24 protein-coding genes, 1 tRNA gene and 1 other RNA gene are annotated in these 20,568 nt (G+C 35.0%); 9 read left to right on the top strand and 17 right to left on the bottom strand.

The features are described from left to right. Nucleotides 1–43 precede the first annotated feature (43 nt). Entirely contained in the window at nucleotides 44–391 is a 348-nt protein-coding gene (locus tag ABWU72_RS04405) for an IS630 transposase-related protein (protein ID WP_155968342.1), read from the top strand. Nucleotides 392–410: 19 nt separating this feature from the next. Then, a complete protein-coding gene (locus tag ABWU72_RS04400) occupies nucleotides 411–902 on the top strand; it encodes an IS630 family transposase (RefSeq protein WP_155968340.1) in 492 nt (163 codons plus the stop codon). Nucleotides 903–1,139: 237 nt separating this feature from the next. On the opposite strand, the gene ispG is transcribed toward ABWU72_RS04400, so the two are convergent. The 16 genes from ispG to ABWU72_RS04320 all read right to left on the bottom strand — a co-directional run bounded on the left by ispG (nucleotide 1,140) and on the right by ABWU72_RS04320 (nucleotide 12,488). Continuing rightward, nucleotides 1,140–2,420, bottom strand: a complete 1,281-nt coding sequence (gene ispG / locus ABWU72_RS04395) for a flavodoxin-dependent (E)-4-hydroxy-3-methylbut-2-enyl-diphosphate synthase (RefSeq protein WP_155968264.1) — start codon at nucleotides 2,418–2,420, stop codon at nucleotides 1,140–1,142. Between the two features lie 25 nt (nucleotides 2,421–2,445). Then, nucleotides 2,446–3,066: a TRP75-related protein gene (locus ABWU72_RS04390; protein WP_353283923.1), complete on the bottom strand. Its 621-nt coding sequence runs from the start codon at nucleotides 3,064–3,066 to the stop codon at nucleotides 2,446–2,448. Nucleotides 3,067–3,263: 197 nt separating this feature from the next. Continuing rightward, complete coding sequence (locus tag ABWU72_RS04385; RefSeq protein ID WP_155968266.1) at nucleotides 3,264–3,800, bottom strand: hypothetical protein; 537 nt, start codon at nucleotides 3,798–3,800, stop codon at nucleotides 3,264–3,266. A 154-nt stretch (nucleotides 3,801–3,954) separates the two neighbouring features. Further along, nucleotides 3,955–6,069, bottom strand: a complete 2,115-nt coding sequence (locus ABWU72_RS04380; protein ID WP_155968268.1) for an FtsK/SpoIIIE family DNA translocase — start codon at nucleotides 6,067–6,069, stop codon at nucleotides 3,955–3,957. Further along, complete coding sequence (locus tag ABWU72_RS04375) at nucleotides 6,070–6,348, bottom strand: YggT family protein (RefSeq protein ID WP_006279515.1); 279 nt, start codon at nucleotides 6,346–6,348, stop codon at nucleotides 6,070–6,072. It abuts the gene before it with no gap. 171 nt (nucleotides 6,349–6,519) lie between these two features. Next, complete coding sequence (locus ABWU72_RS04370; protein ID WP_007550684.1) at nucleotides 6,520–6,795, bottom strand: type II toxin-antitoxin system RelE family toxin; 276 nt, start codon at nucleotides 6,793–6,795, stop codon at nucleotides 6,520–6,522. Then, nucleotides 6,786–7,007: a hypothetical protein gene (locus ABWU72_RS04365; protein WP_006279415.1), complete on the bottom strand. Its 222-nt coding sequence runs from the start codon at nucleotides 7,005–7,007 to the stop codon at nucleotides 6,786–6,788. The genes ABWU72_RS04370 and ABWU72_RS04365 overlap by 10 nt, the downstream gene beginning before the upstream one ends. Before the next feature lie 83 nt (nucleotides 7,008–7,090). Then, on the bottom strand, nucleotides 7,091–7,402 hold the full coding sequence (locus ABWU72_RS04360; protein ID WP_010962380.1) for a type II toxin-antitoxin system RelE family toxin: 312 nt from the start codon (nucleotides 7,400–7,402) through the stop codon (nucleotides 7,091–7,093). After that, complete coding sequence (locus ABWU72_RS04355) at nucleotides 7,383–7,604, bottom strand: hypothetical protein (protein WP_095742622.1); 222 nt, start codon at nucleotides 7,602–7,604, stop codon at nucleotides 7,383–7,385. The genes ABWU72_RS04360 and ABWU72_RS04355 overlap by 20 nt, the downstream gene beginning before the upstream one ends. A 134-nt stretch (nucleotides 7,605–7,738) precedes the next feature. Beyond that, nucleotides 7,739–7,999 (bottom strand): type II toxin-antitoxin system RelE family toxin, encoded by a 261-nt coding sequence (locus ABWU72_RS04350; protein WP_255324035.1) that lies wholly within the window; start codon nucleotides 7,997–7,999, stop codon nucleotides 7,739–7,741. A gap of 13 nt (nucleotides 8,000–8,012) precedes the next feature. Then, nucleotides 8,013–8,231, bottom strand: a complete 219-nt coding sequence (locus tag ABWU72_RS04345; RefSeq protein ID WP_006279413.1) for a hypothetical protein — start codon at nucleotides 8,229–8,231, stop codon at nucleotides 8,013–8,015. A gap of 200 nt (nucleotides 8,232–8,431) precedes the next feature. Beyond that, nucleotides 8,432–8,869, bottom strand: coding sequence for a ClpXP protease specificity-enhancing factor SspB (locus ABWU72_RS04340; protein WP_006279412.1), 438 nt, complete (start codon nucleotides 8,867–8,869; stop codon nucleotides 8,432–8,434). A 22-nt stretch (nucleotides 8,870–8,891) separates the two neighbouring features. Then, nucleotides 8,892–9,222, bottom strand: a transfer-messenger RNA (tmRNA) gene (gene ssrA / locus ABWU72_RS04335). A 124-nt stretch (nucleotides 9,223–9,346) separates the two neighbouring features. After that, nucleotides 9,347–9,937, bottom strand: a complete 591-nt coding sequence (locus ABWU72_RS04330) for a CvpA family protein (RefSeq protein ID WP_015588828.1) — start codon at nucleotides 9,935–9,937, stop codon at nucleotides 9,347–9,349. Between the two features lie 57 nt (nucleotides 9,938–9,994). After that, on the bottom strand, nucleotides 9,995–10,591 hold the full coding sequence (locus tag ABWU72_RS04325; RefSeq protein WP_151808045.1) for a riboflavin synthase: 597 nt from the start codon (nucleotides 10,589–10,591) through the stop codon (nucleotides 9,995–9,997). 181 nt (nucleotides 10,592–10,772) lie between these two features. Further along, nucleotides 10,773–12,488: a hypothetical protein gene (locus ABWU72_RS04320; RefSeq protein WP_155968270.1), complete on the bottom strand. Its 1,716-nt coding sequence runs from the start codon at nucleotides 12,486–12,488 to the stop codon at nucleotides 10,773–10,775. A 146-nt stretch (nucleotides 12,489–12,634) separates the two neighbouring features. Here ABWU72_RS04320 and pheS point away from each other — a divergent pair, with 146 nt between their 5' ends. The 3 genes from pheS to ABWU72_RS04305 all read left to right on the top strand — a co-directional run bounded on the left by pheS (nucleotide 12,635) and on the right by ABWU72_RS04305 (nucleotide 16,318). Continuing rightward, nucleotides 12,635–13,678, top strand: coding sequence for a phenylalanine--tRNA ligase subunit alpha (pheS, locus tag ABWU72_RS04315; RefSeq protein ID WP_353283922.1), 1,044 nt, complete (start codon nucleotides 12,635–12,637; stop codon nucleotides 13,676–13,678). Beyond that, a complete protein-coding gene (gene glmU, locus ABWU72_RS04310) occupies nucleotides 13,679–14,971 on the top strand; it encodes a bifunctional UDP-N-acetylglucosamine diphosphorylase/glucosamine-1-phosphate N-acetyltransferase GlmU (RefSeq protein ID WP_155968274.1) in 1,293 nt (430 codons plus the stop codon). Nucleotides 14,972–16,054: 1,083 nt separating this feature from the next. Next, complete coding sequence (locus tag ABWU72_RS04305) at nucleotides 16,055–16,318, top strand: recombinase family protein (RefSeq protein WP_353283921.1); 264 nt, start codon at nucleotides 16,055–16,057, stop codon at nucleotides 16,316–16,318. Nucleotides 16,319–16,402: 84 nt separating this feature from the next. Here the strand turns inward: ABWU72_RS04305 and ltrA are convergent, their stop codons facing one another. Then, on the bottom strand, nucleotides 16,403–17,707 hold the full coding sequence (gene ltrA, locus ABWU72_RS04300; RefSeq protein WP_017531706.1) for a group II intron reverse transcriptase/maturase: 1,305 nt from the start codon (nucleotides 17,705–17,707) through the stop codon (nucleotides 16,403–16,405). 483 nt (nucleotides 17,708–18,190) lie between these two features. Between ltrA and ABWU72_RS04295 the strand changes: the two genes are divergently transcribed. The 4 genes from ABWU72_RS04295 to ABWU72_RS04280 all read left to right on the top strand — a co-directional run bounded on the left by ABWU72_RS04295 (nucleotide 18,191) and on the right by ABWU72_RS04280 (nucleotide 20,557). Beyond that, nucleotides 18,191–19,723, top strand: coding sequence for a recombinase family protein (locus ABWU72_RS04295; protein WP_353283920.1), 1,533 nt, complete (start codon nucleotides 18,191–18,193; stop codon nucleotides 19,721–19,723). Nucleotides 19,724–19,888: 165 nt separating this feature from the next. Then, nucleotides 19,889–20,191, top strand: a complete 303-nt coding sequence (rplU, locus tag ABWU72_RS04290) for a 50S ribosomal protein L21 (RefSeq protein WP_006279565.1) — start codon at nucleotides 19,889–19,891, stop codon at nucleotides 20,189–20,191. A 10-nt stretch (nucleotides 20,192–20,201) separates the two neighbouring features. Beyond that, complete coding sequence (gene rpmA, locus ABWU72_RS04285) at nucleotides 20,202–20,471, top strand: 50S ribosomal protein L27 (protein WP_006279564.1); 270 nt, start codon at nucleotides 20,202–20,204, stop codon at nucleotides 20,469–20,471. A gap of 9 nt (nucleotides 20,472–20,480) precedes the next feature. Continuing rightward, nucleotides 20,481–20,557, top strand: a tRNA-Ile gene (locus ABWU72_RS04280). Nucleotides 20,558–20,568 lie beyond the last annotated feature (11 nt).

Raw genomic sequence — 20,568 nt, 5'->3', positions numbered from 1 at the left:
CCCAAAGTAAATGATAAAGGTATAATAAGCTATTTGAGTTATAATGGCGTATAGTGTGGATTTAAGGGAAAGGGCAGTATCGATGATAGAAAAAGGGAAGTCAAAGGTTGAGGTGGCAGAGCTTTTGGAGATAGGAATAGCAACTCTGTACCGCTGGTTAAGAAAGAAAGCCGCTGGTGAAAGCCTAAGGCCATCGAAAAACGGCAGCTTTATTCGAAAAATAGACCCAAAAATACTCGAAGAATATGTTAAAAAGAATCCAGATCATACGCTGGCAGAGATGAAACAAAATCTTGGATTTGGAATAAATTCAATTTGGTATAGGCTGAAACAGCTAAGAATTACTTTAAAAAAAAGTTACACTATATCAAGAGCGCAATCAAGAAGATAGGCAGCGATTTACCGATAAAATCTCAAAAATAGACCATTCCAGCATCTTATATATAGATGAAGCAGGAGTTGATAATAGGTTATACCGAGAGTATGGACGTGCTCCAATAGGAAAGAAAATTTATGCAGATATTCCAGGAAGAAAACGAGAGAGAATCAGTATAATAGGCGGGTGGATTGGAAAGAGATTTATTGCACCAATGACTTTCAAAGGTGGGTGTGACAAAGAGGTATTCAATACATGGTTAGAGAAGATGTTATTACCTAAATTGCCACATGGTACTACAATAGTTATGGACAATGCCACATTCCATAAAACTCCCAAAACAAAGGAGTTAATAGATAATGCTAGATGCCGTTTGCTCTATCTACCAACATATTCACCAGATTTGAACCCTATAGAGCATTGTTGGAATACCATCAAAAGCCGCCTCAGACCTTTAATGCATAAATATACAGACTTACAACTTTTGGTTGGTAATACCATAATGGAAATTTATCATTCATTTTAGAAAATACTATATTGCATTCCTGAGCATTTTGATTCATCATTCTCTTTGTGAAAAACATTCCAAACTTTCTCTCCACTTTTTCTGGGTAAGGTCAGTCAAACCTCCATTTTTTTTATATCAATTTATTACTTTTTTTTCGGTTTGACACACTTTTTTGAACATTCCCAACGAAAAAAGAAAAACAAGGTTTAATTTTCTTTTTTATTTGCGATTTATCTATTAATTAACCGTGAAAGGTTACGTGTAATGCTTCTTCACATAATTATCAATAATTGCCTTAAATTCTTCAGAGACATTATCACCTTGTAAAGTTTTGAAATATTTGCCGTTTTTGTAGACTGCTGAAACAGGTTTTTCTCCATACCCAGGTAAGCTGATTCCCAAATTTGCGTGTTTGCTTTCTCCAGGACCATTTACTATGCATCCCATAACAGCAATGTTCATATGCTCTACACCTGGATTTTTTTTCTTCCACATCGGCATATGAGTTTTTATATAGCCATTCACCTCTTCAGTTAATATACGAAAACGATCGCTACTCGTGCGCCCACAACCAGGACATGAATTAACCTGAGGGTTAAAGTGTCGCAAGCCTATAGACTGCAATATTTCCTGACACACCACCACTTCATTAGTACGCGATTCACCAGGACGTTGAGTCAAAGAAGCCCGTATTGTATCTCCAATGCCATTTTGCAATAAATAAGTAAGCCCTGCTGCGGTATTTACCACACCTTTATTGCCCATACCAGCCTCAGTTAAACCCAAATGCAGCGCATAATTGGAAGATTTTGCAAGTGCCATATAAACTAAAATTAAATCTTGTACTTTGCTAACTTTACATGAAATGATTATTTTGTTTGAATTTAGACCAATTTCTTCAGCTTTTTTTGCACTATCAAGAGCAGACATTACAAGTGCTTTGCGCAGTATAACGTCAGAAGGCCTTGAATTACTAAGCAAAGAGTTTTCATCCATCAATTTTTGCAAAAGGTATTTATCAAGACTACCCCAATTTACCCCAATTCTAACCGGAAGATCGTGCATTATTGCATACTCTATAACCCTTTCAAACTTCTCATCACGTTTGTTGCCAAAACCTATATTGCCTGGGTTTATCCTAATTTTACCCAGCATTTTGATGTTGTCTGGATAATCTTGAACTAATTTATCTAGCTCATACTGACCACAGCCTACCAATATTTTACCGTCAAAACCTTCTTTATTTATCTCTTCTACTATATAAGGTATGGCTCTTGCTACCTCCTCTGAGTTCAAGGCAATTCGCACCAATTCTGAACCTGTACGCGCTAGTTCTGTTATTTCTTTTGCATAATGTTTTGCGCTACTTTTTATATTATCAGAATCTATATGCACACCAAGCGCCATAGATTGTACAACTACAGGATTATTTCCGCCTATCTTTACTTTTCCAACTTCTACAACATGAGTCTTGTGCCTGGAAATCGGCAATAATTCATATGCATCATCATTCAATATCAGGTCTTTATCTAGCATATTATTAATGGCCAATATTGTGATACTATTTTACTGTGTCAGCTACACTGCCAAATGAACTTGAACCATTCAAACTATAAGCATCTACGTTATCCAAATTAGCAATAGAATCATGTGAGCACGTTCTTCTTGATGGAGTTTCTTTTATAGTGACATTTATAGGAGAAACTTTCTTTTCTCGTGTTGAAGTAACTTTCTTCTCTTCTTGTTGTTCACTTTCATGCTGCTTATTTTCATAATGGAAAACTGACTCTTGATCTATAAATACAGCACCCCTTAAACGTGCGATATTAATACCATGCTGATTTATCATAGTGCTCTCTTCATCGTCGACTATGCAAGCTTCCATGTCATTTGGCTCATTATCAAGACTAGCAATTTTTTTCTCTTTTAATTTTTTGATTAGATCTTCTTTATTTATAGCTCGATCTTGTAATTTTTTTTTCTTGAGCAATTCCCTACGCTTCTCATACAGTTTATATGACTCAGCAAAATCCTCATCTGTATGAAAGTTTGCACCACCAGGGTTACCAGGAGGTATGTATCTCTTACTGAGCTTAGATTTAGCTTCAGCACTATGCACAGTAAAAAAGCTAGAAACCAAAAACATTAATATAAATAAAATTTTAGAAAAAACCCTAAGCATATGGTGCTATAGTAAATATCGTGTTTTAAAAGATAGCAATTAACAAACTTTAAGTAAACCAGAATCTTTACTAACTTTACAATACAAATATTTTTCTAAAAAGTGATATGTTTGCTATCAAAAAAACCTACGCAGACTAAGAGAAGAGTAAGGTGTTACAAGTTGCGTAACACCTTTTCAAGAAAAGTGTTATGCAGCTATATGTTTGCAACTTTTAAGTTATTCTGTAGTTTTTCAGTACCATCGGTAGTATCTACATTACTAAGTTTTGCGTCTGGCGTATCTTTAGATAAGTCGTTTTTCTTCTCTTTATCAAGCTTAACTCCCTGATAGATACAGAATGCAACAAAACTAGTTATTGCTATTGCGGCAACAGCACTGACTATGATACAAATTGCCATTATTTTTTGTTGATCTGCTACTGCCTCTGCAAGTGTTTCCACTTTTTCTTGCAGGCCGTTTAAGTGCTCTTGCATAGCTTGAAACTGCTTAGTACCAATCTTGTCTTCTAATGCACTAAAAACTTTTTCAAACTGCTCAACATCTATCTTTTGAGCTTCTTGCCATTCTTTTAATGCACTAAATACCTCTTCAAACTGTTTAGCATCTATCTTTTGAGCTTCTTGCCATTCTTTTAATGCACCAAAAACTTTTTCAAACTGCTCAGCATCAATTTTTTGACTTTCTTGCAATTCTGTTACACCTAACCAATTGCACAAAATTCCTTTTACCATTTTAACCCCCTAGTTAATTAATATATTATAATTTTACATTCCCAATGTTTAAATTATTATTAAATTAACTGTCATTATGTATTGACCTTTTAATAATTTTGTTTGACTTGCTTTTTGAAAGTGCGGAAACTTAAATTAAGGTATTACAAGATTGTTATTCAACCAATATCTCTCTTTTCCCTGAGTAATTTGGAGCGCTGACAATACCTTCCTTTTCCATTCTTTCAACGATGTTTGCTGCTCTGTTATAGCCTATTCTAAGCTGCCTTTGAATGTAACTGGTTGAAACTTTTTGATCTCTTTGAATGATGGCCACTGCTTGGTTATAGAGGTCATTTTCTTCATCCTCCGTTTCATCGTGTGACTCTGTAGAAGAATTTTCATCTTCTTTAGTGATTTCCTCCATGTAGTTTGGCTCACCTTGCATTTTCAGATGATCAACTATATCTTGCACCTCATTATCACTTACAAATGGGCCGTGAACTCGAATGATCTTACCACCAGAGGCCATATAGAGCATGTCACCCATGCCGAGCAATTGTTCAGCCCCTTGTTCGCCAAGTATTGTACGGCTATCTATCTTAGAAGTAACAGCAAAACTGATTCTCGTTGGAAAGTTCGCCTTTATCACACCTGTGATCACATCCACAGATGGGCGTTGTGTTGCCATTATGATGTGTATTCCTGCAGCACGAGCCATCTGAGCTAAGCGTTGAATAGAGCACTCTATTTCTTTGCCGGCAACAAGCATCAAATCTGCCATTTCATCCACGATCACTACAATATATGGAAATGTTTCCATCTTGATTGGTATTTTTTCAAACAGAGGTTTGCCTGTTGTTGAGTTAAAGCCAATCTGCACAACGCGCTCCAATTCTATTCCACTATTCATCGCTTCTGTGATTTTTTGATTATAGTTTATAACATTGCGTACATTCAAATACGACATCATGCGATAGCGGTTTTCCATTTCTTTCACGATCCACTTAAGAGCGACTACAGCCTTTTTTGGCTCTGTTACTACTGGCGTTATTAGATGTGGTATTGCATCATATATTGAAAGCTCAAGCATTTTGGGGTCGATCATTATCATCTTGCATTCGTCAGGACTTAATCGATAAACGAGTGAAAGAACCATAGTGTTAATCGCAACTGATTTACCAGACCCTGTGGTTCCAGCAACGAGCAAGTGAGGCATTTTAGTTAGATCTGCAATAACTGGTTTTCCACTTATTTCTTTGCCAAGCGCAATTGGAAGATTTAAGTTTGCATTTTGGTATTCTGGTGATTCAAGCAAATCACGCAGCATTACAATTTCCCGTTCCTTGTTCGGCAACTCTATTCCCATAGCATTTTGCCCACGAATTATTGAAATACGTGCAGAGAGTGCACTCATCGAACGTGCAATGTCATCTGCAAGGCCAATTACTCTTGCAGATTTCGTACCAGCTTGTGGTTCAAGTTTGTATAAAGTCACAACCGGCCCATAGCATACACTGATAATTTTTCCTTGCACGCCAAAATCACTCAGGACTTGTTCCAGCAGAGATAAATTTTTATTGCTCTCCATCTCATTCAGCTGCTTTCTCTGCAAAGACTCTTCTGCTTTAGAAAGTAAATGGATACTTGGAAACTCGAACTCACTGGAAGGTTTAAAAATTTCTTCAGTCTGTCTTTTTCTTGGTTGCTGTCTAGTAGTGACTTGAGCTTTATGTTTTTCTTCTACTACTAATGGTGCAACTGAATATTCAGCAGTTTTACGTGATCTGAAGAATAGAACATTTACAAATAAGCAAGCTATTTTTTTGAATAGGAAAAATATAGAGTAAGTTGTTCTCTTCCAACCAACCAATCCTACAAGACCTATTGATGTTACTATCACAAATACATAAAACGGACAGTGATTAACGAGTACATTCCCTATTATTCCACTGTGTCTGTACCTTGCAATGACGCCTAGCGAAAGTTGTGGTAATATAGCACATATCCCTAAATTGATTAATATTAAACAGAGAATTTTCAGCAGCCTTTTTGCTGGCCTGAAGATCAACAAGTAAACTATGGTTGTAGCTATTGTAACACTAGTTAATCCGAGAAATTGAACCAATATATCAGCTAAATATGAACCTACTATTCCACCTAAATTTGTCACTTCCTCATTTGTAGCCGTGTTTAAGGAAGGATCTTTATAGTTATAGCTAAAAACTGATATATATATATATATTAAAAAGGATAGATATATTGCTGATTTTAGATATTTTTTTAACATCTACCTAAAGTAGTAAGCTACTGTATATTTTACAAAGTGAATTGTTATTAGCAATATCATTATAGATAAATCTAATCCGTTGAACGGTGGTATATATCTTCTAATAATCTTTAGTGGTGGATATGTCAATTGGTTCAAGATGTGCATTATGCTACTGACAGTTTCATTATATATGTTCACCATATTAAGTTTAACCAGCCAGTTTAGGACAACCCAACATATTAGAATGAAGCTATAAAGATCAAGTAACGTATTGAGTAGATATATGATTGGATGCATACATATCTATTACACGAAAGTTATATAAAAGACAAGTATTTAGCCTTTTCAAACTCAAAATGTTGTTTTTGCTGAACCAAAAAAAACTTCATTTTTTGAGCTGCGCAAAGCCACCTAAAGTAGAGAATGGACAAGGAAGGAGGGGTGTATAATATATATTAATGTTGATATTTATTTCTTATAAATATCATCTCTATGTCCTATCTCTGTGATAGTCACTATATGATCTAATTGATTTACTCTGTAAATTACACGATAGTCACCAACTCTTAGCCTTCTACATCCTTTTAAGTTATGATGTAGTGGTTCACCAAAATTTATTGGGTCAACTGTAAGACGTTCTTTTATAGCCTTTTGAACTCTTAGCCTTATTATCTTTGGAAGGTTTGGTAAATCTTTTTCAACAACACTCTTTAGAGACTTAACCTTGTAACGCTCTAATCCCACTTAATATCTTCAAAATCAACTGTTTCTGCACCTTCAACATCACGCTCATCAGAAATTTTAGATACTAAAAAATCCTCCATTTCAAGCTCAACTGCTTCTCTAAATAGTTTTCCTGCTAATTCTTGAACGGGCTGTTTAGTAAATTCAGATAATTCAGCAAGATGCTTTAAAGTTTCTTCGCTAAGAGCTATGTTAATGCCTGAATTTGCCATATGTTTTACCAAAGTCCACTAATAATTATACAACATTTTTTTTAATTTTTCAATAAAGAAAGGAGTGGTGTATAAAAATATATTTAATGTTTCAGTAGGTCCAATATTGCCTGCTTGTAAATATTGTCCCTGTGTCCTATTGAAACAATAATTACTATACGTTTTACAGTATTTACACGGTAGACAATACGATAATCATCAGCAACTTTTATTCTTCTATGTTCCTTTAATCTCTTGCGTAGCAACACACCGTTACCAATAGGATCAGTCTCAAGATACTCTTTTATTGCATCTTTAATACTTGGCTTTACATCTTCCGGCAAGGAAGGCAAATTTCTTTTAAGAACATGCTTTAGATATTTAATGGTGTATTGCTTATTTCCAGATGTCTTCACTATCCTCTACTTCTTCTGCATCATCAGAATTTAACTCCCTAATAATTTTGGAAAATGCAATATCTTCCGCTTCAAGTTCGATTGCTTCCTTGACTAGCTTTTCTGTTAATTTTTGAACAGACTGCTTGGTGGCTCTAGCTAGTTCAACAAGATGCTGCGAAGTTTCTGGGTTGAAAGTTACACTAACTTTTGAATTTACCATAAGTTTTACCAAAGTCTACTACTATAGCTATTTTACAACATTTTTTTTAATTTTTCAATAAAGAAAGGAAGGAAGGAAGGAAGGAAGGAAGGAAGGAAGGAAGGAGGGCTGTATAAAAATATATTTAATGTTTATCAAGTAGCCTTCTCATAAATGGTGTCTCTATGTCCTGCTGTAGCAACAAATACCTTATGTTTTGCAATATTTACAGTATAAATAATTCGATAATCACTAACCCTTATTCTTCTATACCCTTTTAGCCTGCCACGTAATGGTTTACCAAATTTAATTGGATCAGTTGTAAGCCGCTCGTTTATCGCTTTTGTAATCCTTGATCTTATTGTTTTTGGAAGATTTAGAAAATCTCTTTCAGTAAAGTTTTTTGAGTAGACAATATCGTATTTCAGTTTATGTCCTCTCCCTTTCAGATAGTACTGTATTCCAGTCTACATCCTCACATTCCTTAATAGTTTTATATAACGCAATATCTTCTACTTCGCACTCGATTCCTTCGATGACTAACCTTTTTGCTAGTTCTTGAACGGATTCCTTGGTGATTTCAGCTAACTTAGTAAGGTTATGTGAAGTTTTTGGGTCAAAAGTTATACTAATTCCTGAATCTGTCATATGTTTTACCAAAGTCTACTAATAATTATACAACATTTTTCTGAATTTTTCAATAAAGGAAGTTGATGATATGTAAGAAAAATTTTGCCACCTGCGTTAATAAATAATTAAAGATTTAGCATATTTATCTACCCTCTATTCTATTACTTAAGTTAGACCACTTTTTTCTATTAATATTTTTTGTTTATAAAGATGAGCAGTTACTCATCACGCAGTTGATCTATGGATATAATACTACCGTTTGATAGTTTTTCAGTACATTTTTCACTTTTGTATTCTTTATCAGAGTCGATACTGATTTTGTCAAATATTAAAACATCTCCTGAAATTTTATCACGAAACTCACTAATAGCAAAAAACGGTATAGTAATTCGCTCTTGTTTTCCTTGAAAACTCAAACTGACGCTAAATTTATCCTCAGAAACTTTTAAATCATAGAATTGATGCTGTAATATAATAAGCATTTGAGTAGGGTATGACTTTTTCAAACGATCTGGCATGGTCACACCATTAAAATATGTAAAAAATAATATTTCTAAGTGAGGGATAAAACCATTACCTGATATAACATCTAAAGTCTTTTTGATAACTTGAAACTTAGCAGAATTAAGCAGTTTTTTGTAATCTGTTTGCTCCATATAACTTTCACATACGTAAATTTTGGGGGAACTTCTGTTACCCGGCGTTCCCTAAACCGTGCTTTAGTAATAAACCGGTTGTGCTAAATTAAGCAGCAACACGATATTCTTCAGCAGCAAAATTATCGTTTGCATTTAAATTATGAACTCTTAGCGGTGGTGTCTAACCGAGCAAAGCTACCATCTTTACTATGCATGTCGATCCTTAATCGCCCCCGTATAATTAAAAAACATGGTGGAGGCGCCGAGTACTGCCCTCGGGTCCAATACACCTATTACAAGGTAATTTTATTGCTATAGTACACAAAATGTACATAGCTATTATATAGCAACATTAAATAAATGTCAAGATATTATGACCTTAAGTTGATTTATTGCTAAAACAAAATTAATATTTCCAGTAAAAAATTCTGTGCTCTTAACCTGACACATATGGCTTTTTGAATACTCCCAATGAAAATATTTATAAATAAATATTTACTCTTCTTTTTTATTGTTTTTAGGTTTTTCTTGATCAACCATTTCTCCACCGATCTCTTTTATTTTTAGTATCAACGACTCTGGTACATACATGTCAATTACTTCTTCTGCTGTCACAAATAAAGCCTGATAAGAGTGTGAATTTATTATCCAATTAGGCAATATGTCTTCTGCTTCTATTTTATACTCTCCCTCTTTTTTGTCATATACTGTGTAGCAATATAAGTGCACAGCAAAAAATAATACATAAGAGAGCAATATTCCTTTAAGCACTCCGAGAAAGATTCCAGTAACTCTATCGATAAACCCCAACCTTATGGGTAATAATATGTACATTAGCCAGTTATTTATTATCATGAATATAAGATTAAGTATAATAAATACAGAGATTGTAGAAAGTATGTTTAGTGTAACTTTAGAATCAAAATATTTACTATAATTTGGAGTGAAAAAATCATAGTGATTAGCTGTCAGAAAGACCGATAAAAATAGAAACATTAGTGCGCATAGCTCTTTTATAAAGCCTCTAGTTACCGAGATTATTACGCATAGAACAACAATGAAGATAATTAGGCTATCGAAAAGCATGTTTTATATCTATATGGTTTTCAAGATATAATAGTTGTAAATAACAAGGTTGTAAAATTAATTGTATTTATGCTGCATCAATTGATCTAAATACCTAGCGATCATGTCAATTTCTAAATTCAAATAATCATTTACTTTGTTGTACTGAAAAGTTGTATTTTCCCATGTATAGGGAGTGATATTTACTGTAAATTCCTGATTAATAACTGAATTCACTGTGAGGGAAACCCCATCTAGTGTAACGGAGCTTTTTTTTGCAACAAATTTAATTAATTCTTGTGGGCACGATAGTTTGATTTCATGAGAATCTAAATTTTGATTAATTGTTAAAAATTTTACTATCCCATCAACATGACCCTGAACCAGGTGGCCATCGATCTTATCGCTTAATCTCATTGCTTGTTCGAGATTTATTTTTTTTCCTATTCTCCACGTATTTAAGTTAGCAACCTTCATAGTTTCTTGAGATGCTTGGACTGTAAATATATCGCTCATTATATCAACAACAGTTAAACACACACCAGAGCAAGCTATTGAATCTCCTTTATTTATAGAGGATAAATTTTGTGTCTTGATATGGAAAATTTGATCAGAGTTGGAGTGAGTGGTAGTATCAGTTATAGTCCCGATATCCGTGATAATTCCTTTAAACATATGGTGAAAATAAATAATTTTACCATGAAAAATTTTTTACAACAACTTATTTCTATTTTGTTATAGTTAAAGTAATTCTGGTTTACCGACAATTTAAAAAACGACAAATTCGTCATCCCGCTACGTGTTAGCGGGATCTAGAGATACCGTGACGGTATGACGTAGGAAAACTGAGCCTGCACTAGCTATAGGCGCGAGAAAGGGGATCGTTTTCACTTACTTGTTCAATAGATTCTATAGAATATTCAGAATATATGAAATAAGCCAAACTCAGAACACATAATGCAGTTAATATTGGTAACCCTATGTTCAATGCTAGCCCAATACTTTCTCTTTTTTCTGGTGGCACTAATCCTTTTAACATTGACACTTTTCCTAACGGAAAATGCCATAAGCAAAGTGTTGATGCAGATGCTACTATTATAAATAGACAAAAATAAGCCTTTTTTGAGGAAAATACAGTTTTTAACGGTGATTTGAGTGTAATGTTAGTAGGTGGTAGAGTTTTAGCTTCATTTGTTGCTGGTGAAAGATCTTTAATTGGTAAAGGGTTTGTAGATTTATGAGGAGTATTTTCATGTTGTGGAGAAGGTTGTTGTATATAAACACCTGAAACTAATTTAAGCAATTGCTCTTTTTTTCTATATACTTGTTTTTGTAAATATTCTTTACCTAAAAGTGAGTTACTAAGAGGTTGTGGCCTTTCGAGTATCTGTAATACTTCTGATATTTCGCCTGGCTCTAATATTGCATGTAATTGTTTATCTTGAAAGTAAACAATATTGAATACTGAGCTGAAAATATTGCAAAATGTTTCTGGATCTTGATTTTTGTATCCACTCATCACTTCAATAAATATTTTATCGAGTTTTTTCCCCCTGTGCTCAATTTGGTTATCTATCATAGCTACTCTAGCATCATTTTGTGCTTGTTTTATGGCTAATGGTTTTTCTTTCTCTGATAGTTCTTTGGTCTGCTTTTTTGACTTCTTTTTTCTGTTAGCCTTAAAATACTCTGTGTGCGAAGTAGTTTGACCGAAATCAGAAATAAGCATTGTGACGTCTTCTATTCTTCTTTCGTCGATTCCATCTTTTTGTGTTACCTTGTCCTGTTTTGTCTCTTGAAGTGTTGGATGGTAAGTCAAAGCCCTCTGGTTTCGTATGGACAGTTTTGGTGGCTGTTGAAAGAAGAATTGTATTGTATTAAAAAAATTGGATAGCCGAAAAGAAGATCCAAACCAAAAAAAATTGTCACGCATTGCAGCAACAACTATTGGAACCCGCATCACTTGCTTTTTACTACTTGTTAAATTATAGCCAAACAGGCCTGTAACTGGTACGATTTGTTTATTTTGTGCATTTTTTTGGTTAGTTTCACTCTGTTCTTTTTTGTCTTCATTTTCAGTTTTTTCTGCATGTTGTAGCTTTTCATTTAGAAATAACTCGATTTGGTACAAGTTGTCCAGGTTAATGTTTTCAACGTCTGTTTGTAGCGTTATCGTTGTGCCCTGCAGAAGGATTTGAGGCGGAGCACTATTTACGAATTCTTCTACAGTTTTATAACTGTTAGTTTTACAGTAGTTATTATATAGTTCACTGCTTTCTTTGGGCACTTTTATGTTGGCTGTAAATTTTTTTTCCCGGGAAAGGCAGATTTTGAAAAAATCAATTAAAGGGTTTATTCGAAATAATCTTATATTAAAGGTGTCTTTATCTGTTGCTGTTAGCTCAAATGAAAATTTTTGTATATTGCTTTCAATACTTCTCGAGCGAATAGCACTGATCTTAATTGTTTCGCTAGAAAATGCTTTACTTATGTTTCTGGATTTTTCCTTAAAGAGCTTAGGTAAATCCTCTATTTTATACTTATTCTTAGTTTCAGTGTTACTGTTGTGCATAGTTGATACAGCAAATTCATCAACGCAAAGGTAAATAAAAAAGATTAATTAGTCAATAAATTAATAATCAGAATAGGGCAATTTTTCGGATTGTTGATGATATTTAAAATTTCACTATAATGAAAGTTTAAGCCAGCGTTTTTAAGATGAATAAAGAGTTATTAGATGACATACTTTCACTTGAAGATAAAGCAGTTTCCGAAATTGAGAATGCTTCTTCTTTACAAGATTTAGAAAAAGTCAGGCTATCATATTTGGGAAAAAAGGGTGTAATTAAAGCTTATTTTGACAACTTAAAAGAGATAGAAGACGCAGGAAAAAAGCGCAATTTAGGCGAAGTTATCAACGTTTTACGTAATAAGCTAGATCATCTTATCATGAATAAGGAAAATATACTAAAAGCCGAAGAAGTTAACATTAAATTGCAGAACGAGGCAGTTGATATCACGTTGCCTGCGAGGCCAGAAAAAATTGGCAAGGTCCATCCACTCAGTAAGGTTATAAATGAAGTAAAGCTTATTTTTGCACATATGGGTTTTAAAGCAGTTGATGGCCCTGATATTGAAGATGAATTTCATGTATTTGATGCACTGAATACTCCAAGTCATCATCCTGCGCGAGAGGAGCAAGATACCTTCTACTTAAAGAATAAAATAAACGATAAAAGAATGGTACTGCGCACTCACACTTCATCTGTACAGATTAGAACCATGGAAAAAACAAAAAAATTCCCAATTAAAATAGTAGCTCCTGGTAGGGTATACAGAAATGACTTTGATGCAACTCATACTCCTATGTTTCACCAGATAGAAGGGTTATATGTCGATGAAAACGTCAATATGGGCCAGTTAAAATTTACTATTCATCACTTCCTTAATAAGTTTTTTGGAGATAAAGGGCTGAAGATACGTTTTCGTAATAGTTTTTTTCCTTTTACTGAACCCTCTGCGGAAGTGGACATAAGTTATAAAGGTAGTAAATGGATAGAAGTGCTTGGATGTGGTATGGTGCATCCAAATGTCTTTCAAAATGTTGGAATAGACCATACTAAATACAACGGTTTTGCGTTTGGCATTGGTATAGAAAGGCTTGCGATGCTAAAATATCAAATCAGCGACCTAAGAAGCTTTTACGATAACAAAATCAGTTGGCTTGATCATTACGGTTTTCATTTTTCATCTTTAAGATAAGTGATAAGTAAAACTCATACGTTCGTTATACTTGCTGCAGGGCATGGCAGGCGGATGAATTCAGATTTGCCTAAGGTCCTACACAAAATAGGCAATTTTTCCATGCTTCAGCATGTCATTTACAATGCAAAACAGTTAAATCCTGAAAATATTGCTGTTGTAGTTGATCAGCCTTTAATTGAAAGACTAAAGTGCTTTGAGGATATACAGTTAATTACACAAGAATCAACACTCGGCACGGGAGATGCAGTCAAAACTGCGATGAGAAACCTGAAAGAATTGCCAGATTCGAACATAGTTGTTGTGCAGTATGGAGATACTCCGCTCATAAAAAGCAGCACAATAACTAAAATGGTTAGTTATTTAGAAGGCAAGACTCTAGTTTGCCTAGGTTTTAGGGCAAGCAATAAAGAATATGGTAGGTTAATCATTGAGAATGGTTCCTTAAGAGAAATCGTAGAAGCAAAGAGTGATAAAAATAATCATGAAGAGTTTCTTGCAAATGCTGGAATAATGGTTGCATGTGCAAAGAATTTACGTGAATTGGTAGAGAAAATAGAGTGCAATAGCTCAACTCATGAATATTATTTGACCGATATAGTTTCCATTGCAGTGAAGAGTAATTTAAATGTCGGTTACGTTATTACGGGTGGAGAAGAAGCAACGGGAATAAATAACAGAAATGACCTTATAAAAGCTGAATTTTACTTTCAAGAAAATAAAAGAAAAATTTTTACCGACGCCGGAGTAACACTTGTTGCGCCAGAGACTGTTTTCTTTTCTCTTGATACGCAAATTGCCAGAGATTCAGTGATTTACCCATATGTTTTTTTCGGTACTGGAGTGAAAATAGAGTCTGGTGCGAAAATACTGCCATTTTCGCATTTAGAAAATTGCTTAATTAAAAGTAATGCTGAGGTCGGTCCATTTACCAGAATACGCGGAAACACAACAATTGGTAATAAGGCAAAAATAGGAAATTTTGTGGAAGTGAAAACAAGTGAAGTTGGTCAAAACACTAGAATAAAACACTTAAGTTATATAGGAAATGCTAAAGTAGGGCAGGAGAGTAATATAGGAGCAGGCACTATTGTTTGTAATTATGATGGGAAAAATAAACATGAAACGAATATAGGGAGCAATTGCTTTGTTGGCGCCAATAGCTCACTAATTGCGCCGCTTAATATTCATGATGAATCTGTAATTGCAGCAGGTAGTGTTATAGTTGAGGATGTACCAGAAAAAAGCCTTGCAATAGCAAGAGAAAAGCAAGTAACTAAGAGAATAAAGTAGTCTAATTTAATTATGTTGTTGTGTCATTTTTAATATTAGACTTCTTGCATAACCATATAACAAACTTTTATTGGGAATAGAAACAAAAAAACTTCCTTGACAAACTCCGCCAGCCCCCTTATCATAACAGTGAAGCTATTGTATTTGCTTTCGCCAATCTGCAGATTAAAAGGTAAGGATTACTTAATGTATCGGCGTCTTATGTTCAATTTTTTGCAGTATATAGATACTGTATGTCTTTACAAAACTTCATCTACATCTAGATTTTTATCTAAATAAGCTGAACGCGCTTATAAAGCGTTACAAGACATCAAAAAATGCCAATACTCGACAGAGATAGTAAAAGACTAGCTAACTCGGGGATTCTTTGTCTTTTTTTCTGCTTAGTAAATTTCTTAAACATTTGCAGCGTAGGTTAGTTGCAATTAAAAGCAGCTTAATCTTGCTTGTCAAGCATTTAAAACATAAAAAACGCCAATATTTTAAAGCGGACAATAACCACGGGGCTTCTTTTGCCTTTTTTTTCATTTGGTAAATTCCTTAATGTTTATGGCTAAACGACAATCGTCATCCCGCTGCTTGTTAGCGGGATCTATTGCTGAGATACCGCGAATGAATCGCGGTATGACGGTTCGCGGCGGTATGACGTAGGACTGCTGTCATCCCAGTGCGTGACACTGGAATCCCAAAAAAGGATGATGTCATCCTAGTGCTCCTTTTTTTGTCATCCGAGTAGCTGACACTTGGATGACATCGTCATAAATACACTACCGACAATGTTGCAAAAAACATAAAAATAAAACTAGAGAAAACCATTTCTCGAAAACTTCTGTGTCCAGAACCAAGAGTCCGATTTACTTATAGCGCTAATAATCAATTAACCATCGGCTTTAAGGAATGATATGAACATATTATTTCAAGGAAAAGTCATGGGAAACAAGAGATTAGCTATACGAATTAGCTGTAGCTATGAACCTAACCGGTTGGCAGAACAATGCTTATCAGATGCTTATGAAAAGGTAGCATCAAAGGAAATAAGTCAAAAAAACTTAAAACATAAAAATGGGATTCAAGGAGGGTCAAATGGTAACAGTATGTTTATATGCGAGAGTTTCTTCGGGGAAACAAGTAGAAGGAAATACGATAGAAAGTCAAATTGCAGCTTTAGAGAAGCAAATTAATCTGGACGGATACAAATTGTTAAGTGAGTATAAATTTATTGATAACGGCTACAGTGGATCTCATTTAGTCCGCCCTGATTTAGAAAAATTACGTGATAAAGTAACAGAAGGTAAAATTGATAAGATTTGTTTGGTAGAAGTCATAGTTTTAAATCCTCCTGATTAAGTTTTATCGCTATGACTCCCCCACCAGAACCGTGCTTGCAGCTTTCCCGCACACGGCTCCACAATGTAGTATTCACAGCATTTCCTATTTTGTATATAATGAGTAGCATATTCTTGGTTTTGGTAATGGATTAACTTGTAGATAGTGTATAAATTGCTTTGAATTCATACTCTTCTTCTGACTACGTCGGTTTATCCATTTATACGCTAGCTTGATTACCCGCCAGAAGAATTTATTCAACCACCGGTAATTTCCGCTAACTCCGAAGTAGTTATAGTGTCCTGTTAGTTTTGCTTTAAGTATTGACCACCAATCTTTAAGGTGAACTTTATTTCGGATCTTTTTCACCCATTCTTTGATTTCTTTAAGTTTTCTAGATAGATTTTCTTTCGAGGTTTTATGACCTACCATTACTCTACCTTTACGACTCCTTGTACCATAATGGGTGAATCCTAGAAAGTTGAAACTTTCCGTTTTTCGTTTCTCCCTTATTCCTTGTTGCCACTCCTTTTTGCCAAACTTTACTATTCTTGTTTTGTCTTCAGATATTTCCAGTCCAAATTTTCCTAGCCTTTGTTTCAGTGACTCTAAGAGTTCTCTAGCATCTTTTTCTCTTTCGCAGCAAATCAGGTGATCATCTGCATACCTAACTAGCTCCATATAACCTTTAGATCTTAGCTTGAATTTCTTTTCAAACCACAAATCCAGCACATAATGCAAGTATATATTAGCTAGTATAGGACTTACTATTCCCCCCTGAGGTGTGCCTAGTTCAGTTGCTTCATAATGTCCTGCTTCGACTACTCCTGCCTTAAGAAATCGTTTTACTAACCACAGTATGTTTGGGTCTGTTATCCGTTCTCTCAAGCATCTCATTAGCCATTTGTGCTGGACATTATCAAAGAATTTCTTGATATCAACTTCTACTACATAGTTAGTTGGTCTGTACATAACTGCTTTATTTAGTGCATTTACCGCTTGATGACAGCTTCTACCAGGACGAAAACCATATGAGTTATCCAGAAAGTTAGCTTCATAAATATTTTCTAATATCTTCTTCAGCATTATCTGGACTAACTTATCTTCTGTAGACGGTACTCCAAGCCCGCGTTTCTCTTTGCTTCCAGCTTTTGGTATATATACTCTTTTCACTGGTTGCGGTTGATATCGCTTTCTTTTCATACTATCCACCAGAGTGTTGAGCTTCTCTTCAAGATTTTCTCCATAAGCTTCTACTGTCACCTGGTCTATACCGCATGCTTTGTTATGCTTTAGCTCTTTATAACATTCAGCAAGATTCTCTGCGTTTATCAGATGAATTAACGATGTAAATTTCAATCGTTTATCTTGCCTGGCTCTTACTGCTATCTGATTTAGTTTTCTTTGCACGTTATTCCAACCTCCGTTGTATTGGCATAGCAATTCCTAAACCAGTCACTATATTGCTGACCGCTTCCCCTTGTATGTGGCTTTCCCACACTCTGAGTACTATCAATCAGTCCGACTTCCTTTATATCTTCCGTCAGTACTCGCCTTTGTTGACTTGTTCCAACGTACCTTAATAGGAATACAAAGGATCTCCCAAGTTTACGTAAACTCCATCTCAACACGTGATACGGCCTCAGATCCCGATAGAGTGAGTGATAACTTGCCCTATTGTTACCCTTCTTGCTGTCTTCCACTATATGCAACGTGTCGACCTCTATGACATCGAGAATTTCGGGACTCAATACCTTCACTTTCGTTGTACCCTGTGTTGTCCATTCCACTAGCTTTACTACGCTCGTTACCTTACGCAGCATAGTGGTTTGTTCCAGCCTGCTGGCTAGGCTTTGCCTGGGTTGGATTTTCACCAACTGGACTTTACGCACTTTGCTTGGCGCACACATTCATTCTCCTGATCGTTTATCTAGAAAATATGCATATCAAATGGTGCTGATTGAAGAATTTGAAAGAGCAGGAGCAAAAGTGGTTTTTTTAAATTATGAGATTAACGGTAACCCAGAATCTCAATTACTGTTACAAATGCAAGGTATGATAGCAGAATATGAACGTGCGAAAATTATGGAACGAAGTCGTCGTGGTAAAATCTATGCAGCTAACAAAGGCTGTGTAAATGTAATGGGAGGGGCTCCTTATGGTTATCGTTATATAGATAAACATATGGGAGGAGGACAAGCTTTATTTGAGATTAACGAAGAAGAAGCTGATGTCGTTCGCAAAGTATTTTTGTGGGTAGGCAGAGAAAGAACAAGTATTGGGGAAGTATGTCGTCGGCTAAATACTATGTCCATTAAGACACAAAAAGGAAAAGAACGCTGGAATAAAGGTACAATTTGGAGTATGTTGAAAAACCCTGCTTACAAAGGACAAGCAGCCTTTGGTAGAAGAAGGTTAGGAGTAAGATTAAAACAAGTAAGACCACAGAAAGGCTCTTGTGAGCAGCCAAAAAGTAACCATTCTGTCTATCCTGTTGAAAAAGCAAATTGGATTTATATTAAAGTGCCAAATATAGTAGATGAAGATATATTTGATATTGTTCAAGAACAATTAGCTGAAAATAGAAAAATAGCAAGGACAAGAAAAAGAGGAGCAAAGTACTTACTACAAGGTTTAGTCATATGTAAGCGTTGTAATTACGGATGTTACGGAACTTGCATGAAAAGTAGACGAGAAGAAGAAGGTGGCCATTATGCATATTACCGTTGTAGTGGTAAAGATTCTTACCGTTTTGGTGGTAATAAGATTTGTGACAATAAACTCATCCGCTCAGATGCATTAGAAACAGCTGTGTGGGAAGAGGTTAAGCAGTTATTGAAAAATCCAAACAGGGTTTTAGAAGAATACAAGCGTAGGCTTTCAGAACTAAAAAAATCATCATTGGATCAAAAAAGCGACCTGCTAGAGAAACAAGAAAATAAATTAAAACGTGGTATTGCTAGACTTATTGATGGTTATGCTCAAGAATATATCAATCAAGAGGAATTTGAACCACGAATTAAAGCAATGAAACAAAGCTTAAAAACAATTGAAGAAGAGAAGAAAAAGATATTTTATCAAAAGGAATTAGAACAGGAGGTAACTCTGGTTGTGACCAATTTAGAAGACTTTTCTTCCAATATTACGTTAAACCTTGATAACGCAGACTGGCTAACTAAACGTGATATTATCAGAACATTGGTCAAGAGAATTGAAATTAACCTTGAGGACGTAAATGTGGTATTTCGCGTAAAAGAGCTACCGAACTCTTCTGGACATAATGGAGAGGAAAATAAAAATTTGCAACATTGTCGTAGGTGTAAAGGAACCAGTGTCAGCTACTCGGATGACAGGAGAAGGGGCTACTTGCATGACGGTGTCGGTAAACTTAGAGCTATAATAACTATTTGCCTTTTTTCTGCTTAGGTTATGCAAGAAGTCTACTGTCTGAGAAAAGGTAGATAAAAGATGAAAACAGATAGAAGTATTTTAGTAGCTCAAAAAGAACGTTAAGTCATGCTTTTTATTTATATTGACAGCGTATATGACATCGTTTACGATTAAAGTTAATAACAATAATTTATATTTATCATGTTTGCAGTAATTGAGACTGGTGGAAAGCAATATTTAGTAAAAGAAGGTAGTATAATAAAGGTAGAGAAGTTAGAAGCTGAAGAAAAAAAAGAGGTGGAAATCAATAAGGTGATTTGTATTTCAAATAATGGCTTATCTTATTCATCTAATGCTACTGTTAAAGCTGAAGTGTTGGAGCAGTGCAGGGGGGAAAAAATTATAATCTTTAAGAAGAAAAGAAGAAAAAATTACCGTAGGAAAACTGGTCATAGGCAGTATATAACTGTTCTTCGTATAAATGAAATTAGTCTTCAAAAGTAAGAGGTAAGATATGGCAACTAAAAAATCAGGTGGTAGTTCCTGTAATGGTAGAGATTCAGCGGGTCGTAGGTTAGGAATAAAGAAGAATGGGAAGGTTATTCCTGGTAACATAATTGTGCGCCAAAGAGGCACAAAATTCCATCCTGGAAAGAATGTTGGTATAGGTAAAGATCATACGATTTTTGCTAAAATAGAAGGCTGGGTCAGCTTTAGAAGGTCAGCAAATAAAAAGACTTTTATTGATATCGTGCCTACAGATAATATGAAAGCTTCAGCTTGAATAAATCATGGGTCTGTAGCTCAGGTGGTTAGAGCGCACGCCTGATAAGCGTGAGGTCGGAGGTTCAACTCTTCCCAGACCCACCATTTAGTAGTTA

Source organism: Wolbachia endosymbiont (group A) of Lypha dubia (genome assembly GCF_964028575.1).
GTDB classification, from domain to species: Bacteria; Pseudomonadota; Alphaproteobacteria; order Rickettsiales; family Anaplasmataceae; genus Wolbachia; species Wolbachia pipientis.
Note: the sequence above shows the minus strand (reverse complement) of the source record. Positions and strands in the feature narration are given on the sequence as shown.

Excerpts from the sequence above, each read along its gene's own strand:
- ABWU72_RS04345 (WP_006279413.1), bottom strand. The coding sequence starts at position 8,231 with ATGACAGATTCAGGAATTAGTATAACTTTTGACCCAAAAACTTCACAT.
- ABWU72_RS04365 (WP_006279415.1), bottom strand. The coding sequence starts at position 7,007 with ATGGCAAATTCAGGCATTAACATAGCTCTTAGCGAAGAAACTTTAAAG.
- ispG (WP_155968264.1), bottom strand. The coding sequence starts at position 2,420 with ATGCTAGATAAAGACCTGATATTGAATGATGATGCATATGAATTATTG.
- ABWU72_RS04380 (WP_155968268.1), bottom strand. The coding sequence starts at position 6,069 with ATGTTAAAAAAATATCTAAAATCAGCAATATATCTATCCTTTTTAATA.
- ABWU72_RS04325 (WP_151808045.1), bottom strand. The coding sequence starts at position 10,591 with ATGTTTAAAGGAATTATCACGGATATCGGGACTATAACTGATACTACC.
- rplU (WP_006279565.1), top strand. The coding sequence starts at position 19,889 with ATGTTTGCAGTAATTGAGACTGGTGGAAAGCAATATTTAGTAAAAGAA.
- ABWU72_RS04405 (WP_155968342.1), top strand. The coding sequence starts at position 44 with ATGGCGTATAGTGTGGATTTAAGGGAAAGGGCAGTATCGATGATAGAA.
- ABWU72_RS04330 (WP_015588828.1), bottom strand. The coding sequence starts at position 9,937 with ATGCTTTTCGATAGCCTAATTATCTTCATTGTTGTTCTATGCGTAATA.
- ABWU72_RS04320 (WP_155968270.1), bottom strand. The coding sequence starts at position 12,488 with ATGCACAACAGTAACACTGAAACTAAGAATAAGTATAAAATAGAGGAT.
- ABWU72_RS04305 (WP_353283921.1), top strand. The coding sequence starts at position 16,055 with ATGGTAACAGTATGTTTATATGCGAGAGTTTCTTCGGGGAAACAAGTA.
- pheS (WP_353283922.1), top strand. The coding sequence starts at position 12,635 with ATGAATAAAGAGTTATTAGATGACATACTTTCACTTGAAGATAAAGCA.
- ABWU72_RS04385 (WP_155968266.1), bottom strand. The coding sequence starts at position 3,800 with ATGGTAAAAGGAATTTTGTGCAATTGGTTAGGTGTAACAGAATTGCAA.
- ABWU72_RS04375 (WP_006279515.1), bottom strand. The coding sequence starts at position 6,348 with ATGCATCCAATCATATATCTACTCAATACGTTACTTGATCTTTATAGC.
- ABWU72_RS04355 (WP_095742622.1), bottom strand. The coding sequence starts at position 7,604 with ATGGTAAATTCAAAAGTTAGTGTAACTTTCAACCCAGAAACTTCGCAG.
- ABWU72_RS04390 (WP_353283923.1), bottom strand. The coding sequence starts at position 3,066 with ATGCTTAGGGTTTTTTCTAAAATTTTATTTATATTAATGTTTTTGGTT.
- rpmA (WP_006279564.1), top strand. The coding sequence starts at position 20,202 with ATGGCAACTAAAAAATCAGGTGGTAGTTCCTGTAATGGTAGAGATTCA.
- ABWU72_RS04340 (WP_006279412.1), bottom strand. The coding sequence starts at position 8,869 with ATGGAGCAAACAGATTACAAAAAACTGCTTAATTCTGCTAAGTTTCAA.